The organism is Lentzea aerocolonigenes (assembly GCF_000974445.1).
Lineage (GTDB): Bacteria > Actinomycetota > Actinomycetes > Mycobacteriales > Pseudonocardiaceae > Lentzea > Lentzea aerocolonigenes.
The window spans coordinates 144,876-161,681 of sequence record NZ_BBOJ01000022.1 but is presented as its reverse complement, the minus strand read 5'-3'; the positions used below and the strand labels follow the sequence as shown (position 1 = coordinate 161,681).

General features: G+C 69.3%; 20 protein-coding genes. 10 read left to right on the top strand and 10 right to left on the bottom strand.

All coding sequences use genetic code 11. From position 1 onward, the window contains the following. Positions 1 to 26 precede the first annotated feature (26 nt). Positions 27 to 599 (top strand): dihydrofolate reductase family protein, encoded by a 573-nt coding sequence (locus tag AOM45_RS37115; protein ID WP_030474166.1) that lies wholly within the window; start codon positions 27 to 29, stop codon positions 597 to 599. Positions 600 to 723: 124 nt separating this feature from the next. Next, a complete protein-coding gene (locus tag AOM45_RS37110; RefSeq protein WP_030474167.1) occupies positions 724 to 1,260 on the top strand; it encodes a hypothetical protein in 537 nt (178 codons plus the stop codon). Here the strand turns inward: AOM45_RS37110 and AOM45_RS37105 are convergent. Further along, the gene (locus tag AOM45_RS37105) at positions 1,246 to 1,539 is read right to left on the bottom strand and encodes an Rdx family protein (protein ID WP_030474168.1); all 294 of its coding nucleotides are present in this window, start codon (positions 1,537 to 1,539) and stop codon (positions 1,246 to 1,248) included. The genes AOM45_RS37110 and AOM45_RS37105 overlap by 15 nt on opposite strands. Then, positions 1,536 to 2,402, bottom strand: coding sequence for a helix-turn-helix domain-containing protein (locus AOM45_RS37100; RefSeq protein WP_051784860.1), 867 nt, complete (start codon positions 2,400 to 2,402; stop codon positions 1,536 to 1,538). Before AOM45_RS37100 ends, AOM45_RS37105 begins: the two co-directional genes overlap by 4 nt. A 146-nt stretch (positions 2,403 to 2,548) precedes the next feature. On the opposite strand from AOM45_RS37100, the gene AOM45_RS37095 reads away from it, so the two are divergent. Beyond that, positions 2,549 to 3,589 (top strand): NAD(P)-dependent alcohol dehydrogenase, encoded by a 1,041-nt coding sequence (locus AOM45_RS37095; protein WP_030474170.1) that lies wholly within the window; start codon positions 2,549 to 2,551, stop codon positions 3,587 to 3,589. 3 nt (positions 3,590 to 3,592) lie between these two features. Here the strand turns inward: AOM45_RS37095 and AOM45_RS37090 are convergent, their stop codons facing one another. Continuing rightward, positions 3,593 to 3,964: a MerR family transcriptional regulator gene (locus tag AOM45_RS37090; protein WP_030474171.1), complete on the bottom strand. Its 372-nt coding sequence runs from the start codon at positions 3,962 to 3,964 to the stop codon at positions 3,593 to 3,595. A 59-nt stretch (positions 3,965 to 4,023) separates the two neighbouring features. Between AOM45_RS37090 and AOM45_RS37085 the strand changes: the two genes are divergently transcribed. Then, positions 4,024 to 5,073: an alkene reductase gene (locus tag AOM45_RS37085; RefSeq protein WP_030474172.1), complete on the top strand. Its 1,050-nt coding sequence runs from the start codon at positions 4,024 to 4,026 to the stop codon at positions 5,071 to 5,073. On the opposite strand, the gene AOM45_RS37080 is transcribed toward AOM45_RS37085, so the two are convergent. Next, entirely contained in the window at positions 5,064 to 5,651 is a 588-nt protein-coding gene (locus AOM45_RS37080) for a TetR/AcrR family transcriptional regulator (protein WP_236703961.1), read from the bottom strand. The genes AOM45_RS37085 and AOM45_RS37080 overlap by 10 nt on opposite strands. Positions 5,652 to 5,746: 95 nt before the next feature. Here AOM45_RS37080 and AOM45_RS37075 point away from each other — a divergent pair, with 95 nt between their 5' ends. Beyond that, positions 5,747 to 6,130 carry a nuclear transport factor 2 family protein gene (locus AOM45_RS37075; RefSeq protein ID WP_201780144.1) on the top strand — a complete coding sequence of 128 codons (384 nt, stop codon included), beginning with the start codon at positions 5,747 to 5,749 and terminating at the stop codon, positions 6,128 to 6,130. Next, the gene (locus AOM45_RS37070) at positions 6,127 to 6,924 is read left to right on the top strand and encodes a Rossmann-fold NAD(P)-binding domain-containing protein (RefSeq protein WP_030474175.1); all 798 of its coding nucleotides are present in this window, start codon (positions 6,127 to 6,129) and stop codon (positions 6,922 to 6,924) included. Before AOM45_RS37075 ends, AOM45_RS37070 begins: the two co-directional genes overlap by 4 nt. Here the strand turns inward: AOM45_RS37070 and AOM45_RS37065 are convergent. The 4 genes from AOM45_RS37065 to AOM45_RS37050 form a co-directional block, all read right to left on the bottom strand. Continuing rightward, positions 6,902 to 7,414, bottom strand: a complete 513-nt coding sequence (locus AOM45_RS37065; RefSeq protein ID WP_030474176.1) for a pyridoxamine 5'-phosphate oxidase family protein — start codon at positions 7,412 to 7,414, stop codon at positions 6,902 to 6,904. The genes AOM45_RS37070 and AOM45_RS37065 overlap by 23 nt on opposite strands. Positions 7,415 to 7,457: 43 nt before the next feature. After that, a complete protein-coding gene (locus AOM45_RS37060; protein ID WP_030474177.1) occupies positions 7,458 to 8,777 on the bottom strand; it encodes a hypothetical protein in 1,320 nt (439 codons plus the stop codon). A 43-nt stretch (positions 8,778 to 8,820) separates the two neighbouring features. Continuing rightward, positions 8,821 to 10,323: a glycoside hydrolase family protein gene (locus tag AOM45_RS37055; protein ID WP_156094492.1), complete on the bottom strand. Its 1,503-nt coding sequence runs from the start codon at positions 10,321 to 10,323 to the stop codon at positions 8,821 to 8,823. 66 nt (positions 10,324 to 10,389) lie between these two features. Then, positions 10,390 to 11,430 (bottom strand): heme/hemin ABC transporter substrate-binding protein, encoded by a 1,041-nt coding sequence (locus AOM45_RS37050; protein ID WP_030474179.1) that lies wholly within the window; start codon positions 11,428 to 11,430, stop codon positions 10,390 to 10,392. Between the two features lie 62 nt (positions 11,431 to 11,492). Here AOM45_RS37050 and AOM45_RS52525 point away from each other — a divergent pair, with 62 nt between their 5' ends. The 4 genes from AOM45_RS52525 to AOM45_RS52510 all read left to right on the top strand — a co-directional run bounded on the left by AOM45_RS52525 (position 11,493) and on the right by AOM45_RS52510 (position 14,005). Next, positions 11,493 to 11,963 (top strand): helix-turn-helix domain-containing protein, encoded by a 471-nt coding sequence (locus tag AOM45_RS52525; protein ID WP_201780143.1) that lies wholly within the window; start codon positions 11,493 to 11,495, stop codon positions 11,961 to 11,963. Then, positions 11,852 to 12,634 carry an IS630 family transposase gene (locus AOM45_RS52520; protein ID WP_236703975.1) on the top strand — a complete coding sequence of 261 codons (783 nt, stop codon included), beginning with the start codon at positions 11,852 to 11,854 and terminating at the stop codon, positions 12,632 to 12,634. The genes AOM45_RS52525 and AOM45_RS52520 overlap by 112 nt, the downstream gene beginning before the upstream one ends. Before the next feature lie 229 nt (positions 12,635 to 12,863). Beyond that, positions 12,864 to 13,334 carry a helix-turn-helix domain-containing protein gene (locus tag AOM45_RS52515; RefSeq protein WP_201780143.1) on the top strand — a complete coding sequence of 157 codons (471 nt, stop codon included), beginning with the start codon at positions 12,864 to 12,866 and terminating at the stop codon, positions 13,332 to 13,334. Beyond that, the gene (locus AOM45_RS52510) at positions 13,223 to 14,005 is read left to right on the top strand and encodes an IS630 family transposase (RefSeq protein ID WP_236703974.1); all 783 of its coding nucleotides are present in this window, start codon (positions 13,223 to 13,225) and stop codon (positions 14,003 to 14,005) included. The genes AOM45_RS52515 and AOM45_RS52510 overlap by 112 nt, the downstream gene beginning before the upstream one ends. 115 nt (positions 14,006 to 14,120) lie before the next feature. Here the strand turns inward: AOM45_RS52510 and katG are convergent, their stop codons facing one another. Together katG and AOM45_RS37020 are read right to left on the bottom strand one after the other, a co-directional pair. Beyond that, complete coding sequence (katG, locus tag AOM45_RS37025; protein WP_030469701.1) at positions 14,121 to 16,349, bottom strand: catalase/peroxidase HPI; 2,229 nt, start codon at positions 16,347 to 16,349, stop codon at positions 14,121 to 14,123. A gap of 18 nt (positions 16,350 to 16,367) precedes the next feature. Next, entirely contained in the window at positions 16,368 to 16,802 is a 435-nt protein-coding gene (locus AOM45_RS37020; RefSeq protein ID WP_030469700.1) for a Fur family transcriptional regulator, read from the bottom strand. Between the last annotated feature and the right edge of the window lie 4 nt (positions 16,803 to 16,806).

Sequence of the window (16,806 nt, the reverse complement as noted above, 5' to 3'; positions counted from 1 at the left end):
AGTGCGACAACCAAGGAGAAACCCCGATGCGCACCCTCATCGCCACCGCGTTCGTCTCGCTCGACGGCGTCGTCGAAGCCCCTGGCGGCGAGCCCGGTCACCGCAGCTCCGGCTGGACCTTCAAGGACATCGAGTTCGACGAGGCCGCCTACGAGATCAAGGGCCGTGAGCAGGAGGAAGCCGCGGCGATGATGATGGGCCGCGTCAGCTACGAGGCGTTCTCCCCGGTGTGGCCGACCCTCGACTACTTCCCGCGCTACAACGTGCTCCCCAAGTACGTGGTCTCCAGCACGCTCAAGGAGGACCAGCTCGTCGACAACTGGGGCGACATCACGATCCTGCGCTCGCTCGACGACGTGGCCGCCCTGAAGGAGACCGAGGGCGGGCCGATCTCCATCCACGGCAGCGCGACGCTCAACCGCAACCTGTCCGACGCGGGCCTGATCGACCGCTACCACCTGCTGGTGTTCCCGGTGCTGCTCGGCGCGGGCAAGCGGCTGTTCAGCGAGACCGACAAGGACAAGCAGATGCTGAAGGTCGTCGAGAGCGAGTCCTACTCGAACGGCATCCAGAAGCTGGTCTACGACGTGGTGCGCTGACCCGGACCGCACTGGCCGCGGTCGTCGCGCCCACCGCGGCCAGGTGCGCCCTGGCCTCCCGCCGTGCGGGCGATTGACGGGATCCCCTCTCCGCGCGAGGTTGAAGAAGACAAGGGGAGGACCGGTGCGAGCAACTCTGTGCGGCGTCGCGCTGACACTGGGCAGCCTGGTCGTCGCGGTCGAACCGGCCGCAGCGGCAGGACCGTGCTCGGTGAACCTGACGAGAACGACCCCCGGCGGGTACGTCGTCAAGACGTCCTGCTCCAGCCCGAACGCGTTCATCGACGGCTACGGCAGCACCACCGGCGACGCGAACCGCGAAGCGTTGCTGCTGCGGCAGTTCCAGAACAACACCGGAACGTTGTGCAGCGGCAACCTCAGCCGCGCCGCCGTCGGTGGCTTCGAGGTGAAACTCTCCTGCTCCAGCCCCAGCTCGTTCGTCGACGCCTACGGCACCACGCTGACGGACGCCGCGCGTGAGGCCCGGCTGCTGAAGGAGATCGCACCAGGACGGCACTGCGGCCACTCGCTCGTGCGTGCCGTCTCGGGCGGCTACGAGGTCAAGGGGTCCTGCTCGAAGCCGACCGTGTTCTTCAGCGGGGTCGGCCCCACCGTCACGCAGGCCGCGGAGAACGCGCGACTGTCCTCAGGCGTCGGCTGAGTGCTTGCGATCGGTGTGGCCCAACGACTTCTCCGGCGCCACCCGGTCGCGCACCAGCTGCTTGAGCACCGCGAGGTCGGGAAAGCCGTCCTGTTCCTTGCGCGACCACACCGTCTCGCCGTCGAGCCGGACGTCGAACACGCCACCGGTGCCGGGGATAAGCGCGACCTCACCGAGCTCGGTCGTGAACGTGGTCAGCAGCTCCTGCGCGGTCCACCCCGCGCGCAGCAACCAGCGGCACTGGGTGCAGTACTCGATCTCCAGACGCGGTGTCCTCATGCCTGAGTATTAACAGACTTCCCGGCCCTGGTCGCGTCCGTGCCCCAGCTCGCGAGCAGCTGCAAAGCCTCGGCGGACGCGGTGCCGGGTTCGGCGTGGTAGGTCGTGAAGAACAGGTCGGGCTCGCTGGGCATCCGCAGCGTCTCCCACGACAGCGACATCTCGCCGACGAGCGGGTGGCGCACCTTCTTCACGCCGAAGGTCTTGTCCTTGACGTCGTGCTTGGCCCACAGCTGCCGGAACAGCTCGCTCTTCACGGAGAGCTCCCCGACCAGCGCGGCGAGCTCGGGGTCGTTCGGGCAGCGGCCCGCGTCCATCCGCAGGAAACCGACGACGTCCGCGGCCTTGCTCTGCCAGTCGACGAAGAGCTCCTGGTAGGACGGTCGCAGGAAGATCAGGCGCGCCCAGTTCCGTTCGCGTGGCTCCAGTTCGCCCCAGTCGCCGAACAACGCGGCGGCCATGGGGTTCCACGCGAGGATGTCGGACCGGCGCCCGCCGATGTACGCGGGCACGCTGACGCCGTCGAGCAGGTGCTTCAACGCCGGCCGCAGGTGCGTTCGTGGGGCCTTCTTCTTGCCCGGCTTGCTGTGGGTCAGGTTGTGCAGGTACGAGCGCTCGGCGTCGTTGAGCCGCAACGCGTTCGCGATCGAGTCCAGCACCTCGGCGGAGACGTTGCGACCGTTGCCCTGCTCCAGCCGCGTGTAGTACGCCACCGACACGCCCGCGAGCTGTGCGAGCTCCTCGCGGCGCAGACCCGGCACGCGGCGGGTCCTGCCGTACCGCGGCAGCCCGACGTCGTCGGGGGACAGCCGCGCCCGGCGGCTGCGCAGGAACTCGCTCAGCTCGGTGCGCGGATCGGTCATGCGTCCGAGTATTCCCGGACCAGGCCATTCGTGCCTGATACTGCCAGTGGTAGGCACGGCGGACGTACGAAAACCAGGTGTCTGGGTAGACCCCTCGAACGGGAGCAGTGTCGTGAAGCGACACGACGAAACGAGGAGAAACCCTGATGAGCACCGTCGCTGCCTACGCCGCTCCCGCACCCAAGGCACCGCTGGAGCGCACCACCATCGTGCGTCGCGCGGTCGGCGCGCACGACGTTCTGATCGACATCAAGTTCGCGGGCATCTGCCACTCCGACATCCACCAGGTCAACGAGGGCTGGGGCGAGGGCATCTTCCCGATGGTCCCCGGTCACGAGATCGCCGGTGTGGTCGCCGAGGTCGGTTCCGAGGTGACGAAGTACGCCGTCGGCGACCGGGTCGGCGTCGGCTGCATGGTCGACTCGTGCCGCGAGTGCGAGTACTGCCTGCGCGGGCTGGAGCAGTACTGCGCCAAGGGCAACATCCAGACCTACAACGCCGTCGACCGCAACGGTGACGTCACCTACGGCGGCTACTCGAAGCAGATCGTCGTCGACGAGAACTACGTGGTGCGGATCCCCGACGCGCTGCCGCTGGACGTCGCGGCGCCGCTGCTGTGCGCCGGCATCACGCTGTACGCGCCGCTCAAGCACTGGGGCGTCGCACCGGGCAAGAAGGTCGCGATCGTCGGCCTCGGCGGGCTCGGCCACATGGGCGTCAAGATCGCCCGCGCGCTCGGCGCCGAGGTGACCGTGCTGTCGCAGTCGTTGCGCAAGAAGGACGACGGCCTGAAGCTCGGCGCCCACGACTACCGCGCCACCAACGACCCGGAGACGTTCCGGGAGCTGGCCGGCAAGTTCGACGTGATCGTCTCCACGGTGTCCGCCCCGCTGGACTTCAGCGCCTACCTGTCGTTGCTCAGGACCGAGGGCGCGCTGGTCAACGTCGGCGCTCCCGAGGAGCCAGTCTCGGTGAACCTGTTCAGCCTGATCGCGGGCCGCAAGACGCTCGCCGGTTCGATGATCGGCGGCATCGCGGAGACCCAGGAGATGCTGGACTTCTGCGCCGAGCACGGCCTGGGCGCGGAGATCGAGCTGATCGACGCCGACCAGATCAACGTGGCCTACGACCGCGTGCAGTCGAGCGACGTGCGGTACCGGTTCGTGATCGACACCGCCACGATCTGAGCCTCAGGCAGGCGGGCACGGCACGCCGGACTCGTGCGCCTTGACGGCTCCGGCGATCACCGAGTCGAGCTGCTGAAGCGTTCCCCGCAGGTCCTCGATCTGCCGCACCACCGACGACCGGTGTTCGTGCAGCTTGGTCAGGACGTGCGGGGACGCCTCACCGGTGACCACGCACGGCAGCATCTCCAGGATCGACGCGCTGGAGATCCCGGCCGCGTACAGCTGCTGGATCAGCCGCACCCGGTCGACGGCCTTGTCGCTGTAGTGCCGTTGCCCGCTCTCACTGCGTTCGGACGTGAGAAGGCCCTGCTCCTCGTAGTAGCGCAACGCGCGCACGCTCACGCCCGTGCGTTCCGCCAGCTCACCGATGCGCATGAGACCTCCGCCACAAAAGCTACCTCTGACGTCAACGTCAGGTTTCTAGTGTAGCTCTCATGCTTCTCACCAGCTACCAGCTCGGAAACCTGACCCTGCCGAACCGTCTCGTCATGGCGCCGATGACCCGCGCACGGGCCGTGGACGGCAAACCGACCGCAGCGACGGCGACCTACTACGCGCAACGCGCCACCGCCGGTCTCATCGTCACCGAAGGCGTCCACCCGAACGCCGTCGGCCAGGCCGGTCCGTTCATGCCCGGCATCCACACCGAGGACCAGGTCGCGGCTTGGCGGGTCGTCACGGACGCCGTGCACGCCAACGGCGGCCGGATCTTCGCCCAGCTCATGCACGGCGGGCGCATCGGCCACTTCGCGGTCGCGGGCCATGAGCCCGTCGGTCCGTCGGCGATCGCGGCCGGCAGCGAGGTCTTCACGTCCACCGGCATGGCGCCCGCACCGGTGCCGCGCGCGTTGGCGACCGGTGAGGTCCGCGACCAGGCCCAGGCGTTCGGCGACGCGGCGAGGTGCGCGGTCGAGGCGGGGTTCGACGGCGTCGAGCTGCACGGCGCGAACGGCTACCTCATCCAGCAGTTCCTGTCCTCCAACGCGAACCAGCGCACCGACGGCTACGGCGGCTCGGTCACCGGCCGGATCCGGTTCGCCGTCGAGGCGGTCGAGGCGGCGGTGGACGCCATCGGCGCGGACCGCGTCGGCATCCGGCTCTCACCCGGCGGTCAGGTGCAGGACATCGTCGAGTCCGAGATGCCCGCGCTCTACGACGCGTTGCTGAAAGCGTTGCCGGACATCGCTTACGTCCACGTGCTCGCGACGGCCGACGACGAAGTGCTGATGGCGCTGCGCAAGGCGTGGCCCACGGCGTTCATCCTCAACCCCGGCGGCCAGATCGGGCCGCACGAGAGCACGCGCGAGCAGGGCGAACGCTGGCTCGCCAACGGCGCCGACCTGATCAGCTACGGCCGCGCGTACCTCGGCAACCCCGACCTCGTCGAACGGTTCCGGCTGGGCCTGCCGCTCGTGAGCACCGACCGCGAGACGTGGTTCCAGACCGAGGCCGGCTACGTCGACTACCCCAGCTATCAGCACTGAAGCGCACGCATCAGGTGGTCGACGAGCCGTTCGAGGTAGTCGGGCTCGACCTCGGCGCGGCGCACCGACAGCCGCCAGTAGACGGGCGCGGCGACCAGGTCGAGCGCGATCTCCACGTCGAGGTCCGCCGGTAGCTCGCCACGTTCGACCGCCCGCCTGAGCGTCACGGCGCCGAGCGCGCGGCGCGGTTCCCCGATCGTCGCCGCGATCGCCTCGGCCAGCGCGGGCGTGCGGGCGGCCTCCGCGGTGAGGTCGGGCAGGATCGTGGCGAACCGGGGGTGGGTCAGCCAGTCGTGCACGGCCCGCACGGTCGCGAGCAGATCACCGCGCAACGACCCCGTGTCCGGAACTTCGGCCAGTGGCACGGAGAACTCCGACAGCGCCGCGACCACCATGTCCTGTTTGGACGGCCAGCGCCGGTACAGCGCGCTCTTGCCGACCTCCGCGCGTTTGGCCACCGCCTCCATCGACAGCCGGCCGTACCCGTGCAGTGCCAGCTCGTCGAGCACGGCGTCGGTGATCGCCCGGGTCACCTGCGGCTGCAGGACGGCGGCGCCGGTCGGGGTGCGCTTGGTCATGACGCACATCATAGGACTGGACGAGACGGTCCCGTCCCGCCTAACGTTGTGGACGGGACGGGACCGTCTCGTCCATTTCAATCGGAGGAACATCCGTGGATGTCATCCAGAGGGCGTTGCAACTGCTGTTGGACAAGGACATGATCGGGTTCGCCGGCCTGTGGGCGGAGGACGGTGTGGCGGAGTTCCCGTTCGCCCCGCCCGGCTGGCCCTCCAGGCTGGAGGGCCGTTCCGCGGTCGAGGACTACGTGCGCGACTACGCGAAGACGCTCGACATCAAGGCCTTCCCCAAGAAGGTCGTGCACCGGACCACTGACCCGGACGTCGCCATCGTCGAATTCGACGCCGAGGGCGTCGTGGTGCCGACCGGCGAGCCGTACCGGTCCTCGTACATCGTGGTCATCGCGACCCGCGACGGCGAGATCGTGAACTACCGCGACTACTGGAACCCGCTGCAGCTGCAGGAGTGGAGGGCGTGAGCGCGCTGGTCATCGGCGGCACCGGCACCACGGGTGGCCTGCTCGCGAACCTGCTTCCCGACGCTCGCATCGGCACCAGGAAACCGTTGCGCGACAACCACGTCCGGTTCGACTGGGACGTCCAGGCGACGTACGGGAGCGCCCTCGAAGGCGTCGACCGCGTCTACCTCATCCCGCCCCTCGGCGTCGTCGATCCCGCACCGGTGGTCGAGTCGTTCCTCTCTCGTGCGCGCCATGTGCGGCGAGTGGTGCTGCTGAGCTCGTCCGCGGTGCCGGAGAGCGCCACGGGAATGGGCGCTCTCCCGGCGCTGGTGCGGACGATGCCAGGGTGGGCGGTGCTGCGGCCGTCGTGGTTCATGCAGAACTTCACCGGTGACCACGTGGTCGCGGCGGGCGTTCGCGACGGCGAGATCGTCACGGCCACCGGTGACGGCCGCGTGGCGTTCGTCGACGCCGCCGACATCGCCGCCGTGGCGGCACGGGCGTTGACGGATCCGGTGCCGCACAACACGGATCACGTGATCACCGGCCCGCAGGCGCTGAGTTACGCCGATGCCGCCGCGATCATCACCGAGGTCACCGGGAGGCCGGTGCGGCACCGTTCGGTCAGCACCGGGGAGCTGGCCGAACGGCTTGCCGCGTCGTTGCCGGGGGAGTTCGCCGCGATCCTCGCCGGTCTCGACGAGGACATCCGCGGCGGCGCGGAGGACCGCGTGACCTCCACCGTCGAGGACGTGACGGGAAGGCCGGCGCGGTCGTTCCGGGACTTCGTCAGCCGAACGTCCATCGGGTAGCGCCGCCCGGTTCCGCGGTGGCCACGGCGTGCGCGGCACGCAACGTGATCCGGTAGACGTGCCAGGGCGGAGGACCACCGCTCGGCGCCGTGTAGGGCGCGGTGAACGCCTGGCCGTCGCGCTGGGCGGGCCAGCCGGACTCCCGGTACCGCGCGGCGATCCTGTCCAAAGTGGACTCGTCGGTGATCCGGTGCGCGTCACCCTCCAGCACGAGGTCCATTCCGGTCAGCCGCACCGACACCGTGCAGGCCGGGTTCTCCGCGAGGTTGCGCGACTTGCGGGTGCCCGGCCCGCTCACGAAGTGCAGGGCGTCCTCGAACCAGACGGCGCCGATGCCCACCGAGTGCGGCCGGCCGTCCGGGCGCACGGTGTTCAGGAAGAACGGCACGTCCTTCGACGCGGACTCGGTGGCGAGGAGGTCCCGCGCCAGGCTCCACGGCAGAGCGGTGTTGCCGTACTGGTCGAGGTTGCGTGTCTCAATCGTCGTCATGCACACACGTCGAACGAGCACGGCCGTTTTCGACAGCGGGCACTCACCGGCCGACTGAACCGCACGGCACGACGAAGAACCAGTCCTTCGGCTCGTGCTCCAGCCTGGCCTCAGGGGCACCGCCCGCACACGCCGCACGGGCCCGCGCCAGGCTCTCGTCCCACGGAACGCCCTTCAGCACGGCCTTGGGTTCCTGCAGGTGCGTGAAGACGCTCACGACCACGGCCATCCCGACCAGGTAGCGGCTGCCGCCCACCACCGCGCGTGCCCAGGTCTTCGACGGGGTCGCGTCGAGGCCCACGAAGATCGCCGTGAACAGGAACAGGCACGGCGCGATGCTGTAGCGCTGCCCGGCCATCACGACCTCGGGCGCCTGCACCTGCAGGGCCTGCGTCCAGTTCAGCACCAGGCACGCCACGATGACGATCACGCTGTACGCGACCGCCGCCAGCGCCAGCGTCCGTCCGGCCCGGTCGCCGAACCGCAGGCCCGCCACGATCGGCACGGCCGCGACCAGCAGGGCGGCCAGGATCACCAGGTTGCCGTTGGCCGGGTAGAAGTCGCTGACCCGCTCGGACCCGGTGAACGCCACCACCGGCACCCGCAGCAGGCTCGCCAGCAGCACCTGCACGGGATCGACTTCGTCGTGCGAGTACGGCGTCCGCGTCGCGAACACCACGACCAGGCCCTGGACGACCAGCCCGGCGAGGAACGCGATCGGCACCTCCCTGCGGGACAGGAAGAGCCGCAGGAGCGCGATCGGCGCCAGCACGAACACCAGCGGGCTGGACACGGCGGCGAGGAACACGAACAACGCGACCGGCACCCGTGGGGCGTTGCGCCACAACAACGCCCAGAAGACGCCGTAGAGCAGGAACCAGTGCAGGTTCGCCATGTTGTTCAACGTCTCGGAGTTGCCCGCGGGCAGCACGACGACCAGCGAGGCCAGCGCGAACCGCATCGGCGCCGACCGCAGGTACGCCTTGGAGGCCGCGAACGTGATCAACGCGACGAGTGCCCGCAGCACTGCCGCGGCGATCGCGAACCCGGCGGCGGTCCACTCGATCGGCAGCAGCGCGACGACCTGGGCGACGATGCGCGGCAGCGTGTGCAGGTAGCCGCCGTAGGGCTCGACGAGGTTGCCGAGCGCGGGGAAGCGGATCGCGTCGACCGCGAACCTGGCGCCGTCCTCGGCCCACAGGTGGTCGAGCCGGGCCCAGCCGGGCGGGATGAGCAGCAGGAACGCCACCGAACCGAGGAACCCGGCCAGCAGGCCGAACCACGCCCGCTCGTGCGGCGGCTCCGCGGGCAGCGGGACCACGCTCTCCGCGAGCGCTTTCGGTCGTTCGATCGTCGCCGTCACCTGTCCGTCCCCCCGATGTCGAACTCGGAGGAGAACGTACCGGTCAGCGTTTCGCGAGGTCCGGCAGGCGTTGGTAGCGCGCCCACTGCTCGGCGGACACCGGGGTGATCGTGGAGGAGTTGAGCGTCGCGACCTCGGCCGATCCGACCACCCAGAGCTTGTCGTCGAGCACCAGGCCGACCACGTTGTCCGGGTTCATCACGGCGGGGGCTCCGGCGGGGACCCTGACCGCGAGCTTCAGCGAGTCGACGCCCGGCGGCCGGGTGCCGAGCACACCACGCGCGAACTTGGCGGCCACCGAGCGGCGCTCGAACCGCATCACCGTGCCGTTCACCACGACGTCGAGCGTGCGTTCCGGCGACGGCACCGCGTAGCCGTTGAGCGCCTTGGCCTCGGCCGCGGTGGCGCACCCCTTGATCCCGACCGCGTCGAGGCCGAAGTGGGAGATGTTCGTCGGTCCCGCCGGACCGTCGATCGTGCCGCGCAGCACGTCCAGCGCCACCCGGCCGCACGGGTCCTTGGGGTCGACGGCCGCGTGCCCCTCCGGCGTGCGCACGAGGCCCGGGCCTTCCTTCCAGCTGCCGGGGATCAGCACCGGTTCGAACGGGTGGCGGGTGAAGTCCTTGTTCCAGAACGTGATGGTCGTGCCGTTGTCGGTCTCGTGGGCGATGGCGAACGAGGACACCGCCTCGATCCACATCCAGTCGGCGCTGAACGCCTCGACCACCGACCGGGTGCGCGGCTGGTTGTTCGAGGTCACGGGCTTGAAGCCCTGCGTGCCGAGCGCCTCGACGCCCTTGGTGAACGCGGGGTCCTTCGAGCGCAGCACGTACTGGCCGGCGCCGTTCTGGTGCGAGGCGAGGCCGGTGGTGTCGGTGAACATCAGGTACACCCAGCCGTCGACGTAGACGGCCGACTGCTGACCGGCGCCGTAGGTGTTCTCGCGGATGTTGTCGCCGGCGGGGGCGACGATCGACTGACCGCCGTTCTCCCTGGTCCAGCTGATGCCGTCCTTGCTGGACGCGACGCCGACCGAGCTGCCGTTCGCGTGGTTGTCCCGCGACGCGCCGGTGTAATACATGTAGTAGGTGTCGCCGATCTTGATCAGCGACGGGTCGCACGTGTGCATCGCGTCGAAGCTGGTCCCGCTGCCCGAGAACACCGGGACGGCCGTGCTGAACGGCCCGTCGGCGCTGGGCCCCTCGCTGTAGAGGATGTCGTCACCGCCGGGCGGCGCCGCGCTCAGCTGGCTGCACCACCACGCGCGCACGCGGCCGTTGTCGAGCATCACGGCGGGCGCGTAGTTGTACGGCGCGTCCCCCGCCCCCGCCAGCACCGTTCCGGAGCTCTGCCGCCCGTTCTCGGTGGCGAGAGTGATCTTGTCCCGCGGCGGTGCCGGTGCCGGGGTCTTCTTCGTCGACGTGGGCGCCACCTGCTCCTGAGGGATCCCGGACGGGTCGCCTGCCGCCGCGTTCGTGCACGCCGTGACGGCGCTGACCAGCGCCAGCGCAGCGAGTAACGCGGGAGGGCGACGACTCAGGGGCACTCACCCATCATAGTGATCAAGTCCGCCGTCCGGGTGAAGTCGCCGTGGCGGGCACAACGCCGCAGCTCACGTGTACAGCGCCCGAGCGAGGCCGTCGATCACGGAGGCGGTCAGCGGCCCGAAGCCCAGCACCTGGTGGTCGTCCATGTCGACGACCCGGCGCTTCTGCCCGGCCGGCGTCCGCGCGACACCGGGAAGGGCCTCCAGGCCATCGACTCCGCCGACGGACTGGAGCCCGCCGGACATCACCAGGATGACGTCCGGTGCCGCCTTCACCAGTGCGTCCGGATCGATCGGCACCGCTCCCCGCAGCCCTGTCGCGGAGGCGGCGTCGACCCCGCCGACCGCGGTGATGAGCTCGTCCGCGCCGGTGCCCTCGCCGAGGATCTGGTGCACCCCCGCCCCGCCGCGCAGGTAGAGGAACACGATCCGCGGCTCCGAGTCGCCGGAGAGCTTCTGCGCCGCGATCTTGGTCTTCTCGATCTCCAGGTTCGTGCGACCGGCGAGCTCGCGCCCCTCCGCCGGGACACCGAGCGCGTCGGCGACCTGGTGGATCAGCGTGGCGACGTTGTTGATGGCACGCCTGGAATCCGTGACGACGACGGGAACGCCGGAGTCCCGGAGCTGCTGCACCACGTCCCACGGCCCGAGCGACGTGTCCGTGAGCACGACCGTCGGCCGCAGCCTCGTGATCGCGCCGGCGTCGAGCTGGTGCCCGTTCGCGGTGATGAGCGGAAGCCTTGCGGCGGCGGGAAATCCGGTCGAGAGGTCGCGTCCGGCCATCCGGTCGCCGAGCCCCAGTGCGAACACCGTCGCGCCGAGCGTGCCGTGCCGGTCGAAGGCGAGGATCCGGTCGACGCTGGTCACCGTGACGTCAGTGCCCTGCGCGTCTGTGACGGTCGCCGGCAGGTTCGGCACGACCTGGTCGCTGATCGGCACGACGTCCGGATCGGCCACCGTGGCGGTGCTCGGCCCCGACTTCTGCCGGGGATCCTCAGGCACGAGCTGTTCCAGCGGCGTCCGGGTGCTCGGAGGCGCGTTTCCGTTTGCCGGCCCGGTGCACCCCGCGGCCAACGAGATCGTGAGCACCACCACCCAGAGCCTCACACCTCGAACCTAGTAGCGTGTCGCTGCTTAGTTATGGCGCCTGCGGCTGGGAGGCTGTTGTCATGGCCTCCCAGCTGAAACGGCCGGTGACGTTGTCCGCGCGGGATCGTGAGGAGTTGATCCGGCTGACGACAACGGGTGTGCATTCGGCGTCGGCGATCAGGCGGGCGCGGGTGCTGCTCGCGCTGGACACCTCGGTGGGCGAACCGGATCCGAAGGAAGTGATCGCGGACCGGCTCGAGGTCTCGGGCGAGATGCTGCGACTGGTCGCCAAGCGATTCGCCGAGACCGGTGGTGATGTGCTGGCCACGATCGGACGTAAAAAGCGGGATCTTCCGCCGGTGCCCTCGCCGGTGACCGGCGAGGTCGAGGCGCGGCTGATCGCCCTGGCATGCTCGCAGCCGCCGGCCGGGCATGCGCGGTGGTCGTTGCGGCTACTGGAGAAACACGTCCAGCTCACCGAGGACATCCCGAACCTGGACCACTCGACCATCGGCCGGGTTTTGAAAAAACGGAACTGCGTCCTCACCTGAGGAAGTGCTGGAACATCCCGCCGCGGTCCAACGCGGAGTTCGCCGCCCGCATGGAGGACGTGCTCGCCGTCTACGCCCGGTGCTATGACCCGGCCCGGCCGGTCGTGTGCATGGACGAGAAACCCTTCCAGTTCCTCGGCGAGGTCCGCGAGCCACTCCCGGCCCGGCCGGGCCGCGATGCCCGGCAGGACAGTGAATACGTCCGGTGCGGCACCTGCTCGATCTTCGTGTTCGCCGAGCCCCTGCGCGGCTGGCGCCGCGTGCATGCCCTGCCCCAGCGCACCATGCTCGACTGGGCCGCGCAGGTCAAACAACTCCTGACCGTGGACTATCCCGACGCCGAGACCGTGGTGCTGGTCATGGACAACCTCAACACCCACGCCATCGCCTCTCTCTACGAGGCCTTCGCGCCAGACGAGGCGTTCTCACTCGCCCAGCGCCTGGAGATCCACCACACGCCCAAACACGGCTCCTGGCTCAACATCGCCGAGATTGAACTGTCCGCGCTATCACGGCAATGCCTCGACCGCCGCATCAGCGACCTCGACACCCTCAACACCGAACTCACCGCCTGGCAACACGCCATCAACACCGAGCAACGCAAGGTCCGCTGGCAGTTCACCACCGACGACGCACGCGTCAAACTGCGCCACCTCTACCCCAAGAGTTAGCCGCGACAATCTACTAGTGGCGCGACGCAGAACGTTGGCGAGGTAATTCACGCTCAGCAGGGCGCCTCGCGGCACCGCCCCCACGCCCCCGTACAACCAGTACGAGGACGTGGGGGCGGCACCACGATGCACCCGTCTGACCGCAAATTCCCCCGGCAACGTTCTGCGCCACGCCACTAGTAGCGTGTCGCTGCTTAGTTATGGCGCCTGCGGCTGGGAGGCTGTTGTCATGGCCTCCCAGCTGAAACGGCCGGTGACGTTGTCCGCGCGGGATCGTGAGGAGTTGATCCGGCTGACGACAACGGGTGTGCATTCGGCGTCGGCGATCAGGCGGGCGCGGGTGCTGCTCGCGCTGGACACCTCGGTGGGCGAACCGGATCCGAAGGAAGTGATCGCGGACCGGCTCGAGGTCTCGGGCGAGATGCTGCGACTGGTCGCCAAGCGATTCGCCGAGACCGGTGGTGATGTGCTGGCCACGATCGGACGTAAAAAGCGGGATCTTCCGCCGGTGCCCTCGCCGGTGACCGGCGAGGTCGAGGCGCGGCTGATCGCCCTGGCATGCTCGCAGCCGCCGGCCGGGCATGCGCGGTGGTCGTTGCGGCTACTGGAGAAACACGTCCAGCTCACCGAGGACATCCCGAACCTGGACCACTCGACCATCGGCCGGGTTTTGAAAAAACGGAACTGCGTCCTCACCTGAGGAAGTGCTGGAACATCCCGCCGCGGGCGAACGCGGAGTTCGCCGCCCGCATGGAGGACGTGCTCGCCGTCTACGCCCGGTGCTATGACCCGGCCCGGCCGGTCGTGTGCATGGACGAGAAACCCTTCCAGTTCCTCGGCGAGGTCCGCGAGCCACTCCCGGCCCGGCCGGGCCGCGATGCCCGGCAGGACAGTGAATACGTCCGGTGCGGCACCTGCTCGATCTTCGTGTTCGCCGAGCCCCTGCGCGGCTGGCGCCGCGTGCATGCCCTGCCCCAGCGCACCATGCTCGACTGGGCCGCGCAGGTCAAACAACTCCTGACCGTGGACTATCCCGACGCCGAGACCGTGGTGCTGGTCATGGACAACCTCAACACCCACGCCATCGCCTCTCTCTACGAGGCCTTCGCGCCAGACGAGGCGTTCGCCCTCGCCCAGCGCCTGGAGATCCACCACACGCCCAAACACGGGTCCTGGCTCAACATCGCCGAGATTGAACTGTCCGCGCTATCACGGCAATGCCTCGACCGCCGCATCAGCGACCTCGACACCCTCAACACCGAACTCGCCGCCTGGCAACACGCCATCAACACCGAGCAGCGCAAGGTCCGCTGGCAGTTCACCACCGACGACGCACGCGTCAAACTGCGCCACCTCTACCCCAAGAGTTAGCCGCGACAATCTACTAGCTCGCCTGCGGGCCTTCGAGTGGTGGCCCGCCGAACAACCTGAAAACAGAGGTACCCCAGGCCGGGGGAGTGGCCTGGGGTACCTGGGAGGGGCTGGATCAGACGTCGTAACGGTCAGCGTTCATGACCTTGTTCCAAGCCGAGACGAAGTCCTGCACGAACTTCTCCGACGCGTCATCACTCGCGTACACCTCAGCGACGGCACGCAGCTCCGAGTTCGAGCCGAACACCAGGTCGTTGCGCGTGGCGGTCCACCGGACGGCACCGGTGGCGCGGTCGCGGCCCTCGAAGTTCTCCTGGTCCTCCGTGACCGACTTCCACTCCGTCTCCATGTCGAGCAGGTTGACGAAGAAGTCGTTGGTCAGCGTCTCCGGCTTGGCCGTGAGCACGCCCGCCGTCGAACCGCCGTGGTTGGCGCCCAGCACGCGCAGACCGCCGACCAGCACGGTCATCTCCGGCGCGGAGAGGCCGAGCAGGTTCGCCCTGTCGATCAGCAGGTACTCCGACGGCAGGCGGGTGGCCTTGTTGCCGAAGTTGCGGAAACCGTCGACGACGGGCTCCAGCACCGCGAACGACTCGGCGTCGGTCTGCTCCTGCGTGGCGTCGGTGCGGCCGGCCAGGAACGGAACCTCGACGTCGTGGCCCGCGGCCTTGGCCGCCTGCTCGATCGCCGCGGCACCGCCGAGCACGATCACGTCGGCCAGCGAGACCTTCTTGCCGCCGGTCTGGGCGGCGTTGAACGCCTCCTGCACGCCTTCGAGCGCCCGCAGGGCCTGCGCGAGCTGGTCGGGCTCGTTGACCTCCCAGTTGCGCTGCGGCTCCAGGCGGATCCGGGCACCGTTCGCGCCACCGCGCTTGTCGCTCTGGCGGAACGACGACGCGGACGCCCACGCCGTCTTGACGAGCTGCGAGATCGAGAGGCCCGTCTCCAGGATCTTGGCCTTCAGCGCGGCCACGTCGTCCGCGGAGATCAGCTCGTAGTCGCGCACCGGCAGGCGGTCCTGCCAGATCAGCTCCTCCTGCGGCACCTGCGCGCCGAGGTAGCGCTGGATCGGGCCCATGTCGCGGTGGGTCAGCTTGAACCACGCCCGCGAGAACGCCTCCGAGAACGCCTGGTGGTCCTCGGCGAACCTGCGCGAGATCGGCTCGTAGATCGGGTCGAAGCGCAGCGAGAGGTCCGTGGTCAGCATCATCGGCGTGCGGTTGAGCGTGCCGTCCTCGGGGTCCGGCACCGTGTTGGCGCCCGCGCCGTCCTTCGGCTTCCACTGGTGCGCGCCGGCGGGAGACTTGGTGAGCTCCCACTCGAACTGGAAGAGGTTCTTGAAGAACAGGTTCGTCCACTCGGTCGGCTTCTGGGTCCAGGTGACCTCGAGGCCGGACGTGATGGCGTCACGGCCCTTGCCGGAGCCGTGCGTGCTGATCCAGCCGAAGCCCTGCGCGTCCATCAGCGAGCCCTCGGGCTCCACGCCGACGAGCGACGGGTCGCCCGCGCCGTGCGCCTTGCCGAAGGTGTGGCCACCGGCGATGAGCGCGACGGTCTCCTCGTCGTTCATGCCCATGCGGCCGAACGTCTCGCGGATGTCGCGCGCCGCGGCGAGCGGGTCCGGGTTGCTGTTCGGGCCCTCGGGGTTGACGTAGATCAGACCCATCTGGACCGCGGCCAGCGGAGACTCGAGGTCGCGCTCACCGCTGTAGCGCGCGTCGCCGCCGAGCCACTCGGTCTCGGGGCCCCAGTACACGTCCTCGTCCGGCTCCCACACGTCCGCGCGGCCACCGGCGAAGCCGAAGGTCGTGAAGCCCATGGTCTCCAGCGCGCGGTTGCCCGTGAAGATCATGAGGTCGGCCCAGGAGACCTTGCGGCCCCACTTCTTCTTGACCGGCCACAGCAGACGGCGGGCCTTGTCCAGGTTGCCGTTGTCCGGCCAGCTGTTCAGCGGGGCGAAGCGCTGCATGCCCGCGCCGGCCCCACCGCGGCCGTCGTGGGTGCGGTAGGTGCCCGCGCTGTGCCACGCCATGCGGATCATGAACGGGCCGTAGTGCCCGAAGTCCGCTGGCCACCAGTCCTTCGACTCGGTCAGCACGGCGTCGACGTCGCGCGCCAGCTCGTCGAGGTCGACGGTCAGGAACTCCTCGGCGTAGTCGAAGTCACCGCCCATCGGGTTGGCCTGGACCGGGTGCTTGCGGAGGATCCGGAGGTTGAGCTGGTTCGGCCACCAGTCGCGGTTGCTGCCACCCTCACTGGGGTGGCTGCGGCGCCCGTGCGCGACCGGGCAGCCGCCGGCCTCCTCCACGTTCTCGCTCACCTTGGCGTCAGTGCTGTCGGACACGGGAATCCTTCCGGGTGTTCAGGAACTTTTCGCGGCGGTCGTGCACTCGGAGCAGGTGCCCCAGTAGATGACCTCGGCCTCGTCGATGACGAACCCGTGGTCGTCGGATGCGTCCAGGCAGGGCGCGGCGCCGACTGCGCAGTCGACGTCGGCGATGGCGCCGCAGGATCTGCACACGACGTGGTGGTGGTTGTCCCCGACGCGGGCCTCGTAACGCGCGACCGAACCCTGTGGCTCGATGCGTCGCAGCAGGCCGGCTCCGGTCAACGCCCGGAGCACGTCGTACACGGCCTGGTGGGAGACCGCGCCGAGGTTCTGACGCACGACACCGATGATCGAGTCCGTGTCGGCGTGCGGGTGGGCGTGCACCGCGGACAGCACAGCTATCCGCGGAGCCGTCACCCGAAGTGACGCTCCACGCAACATGCGCTCGAAGTCGGAAGCCGTGGGCACGGGA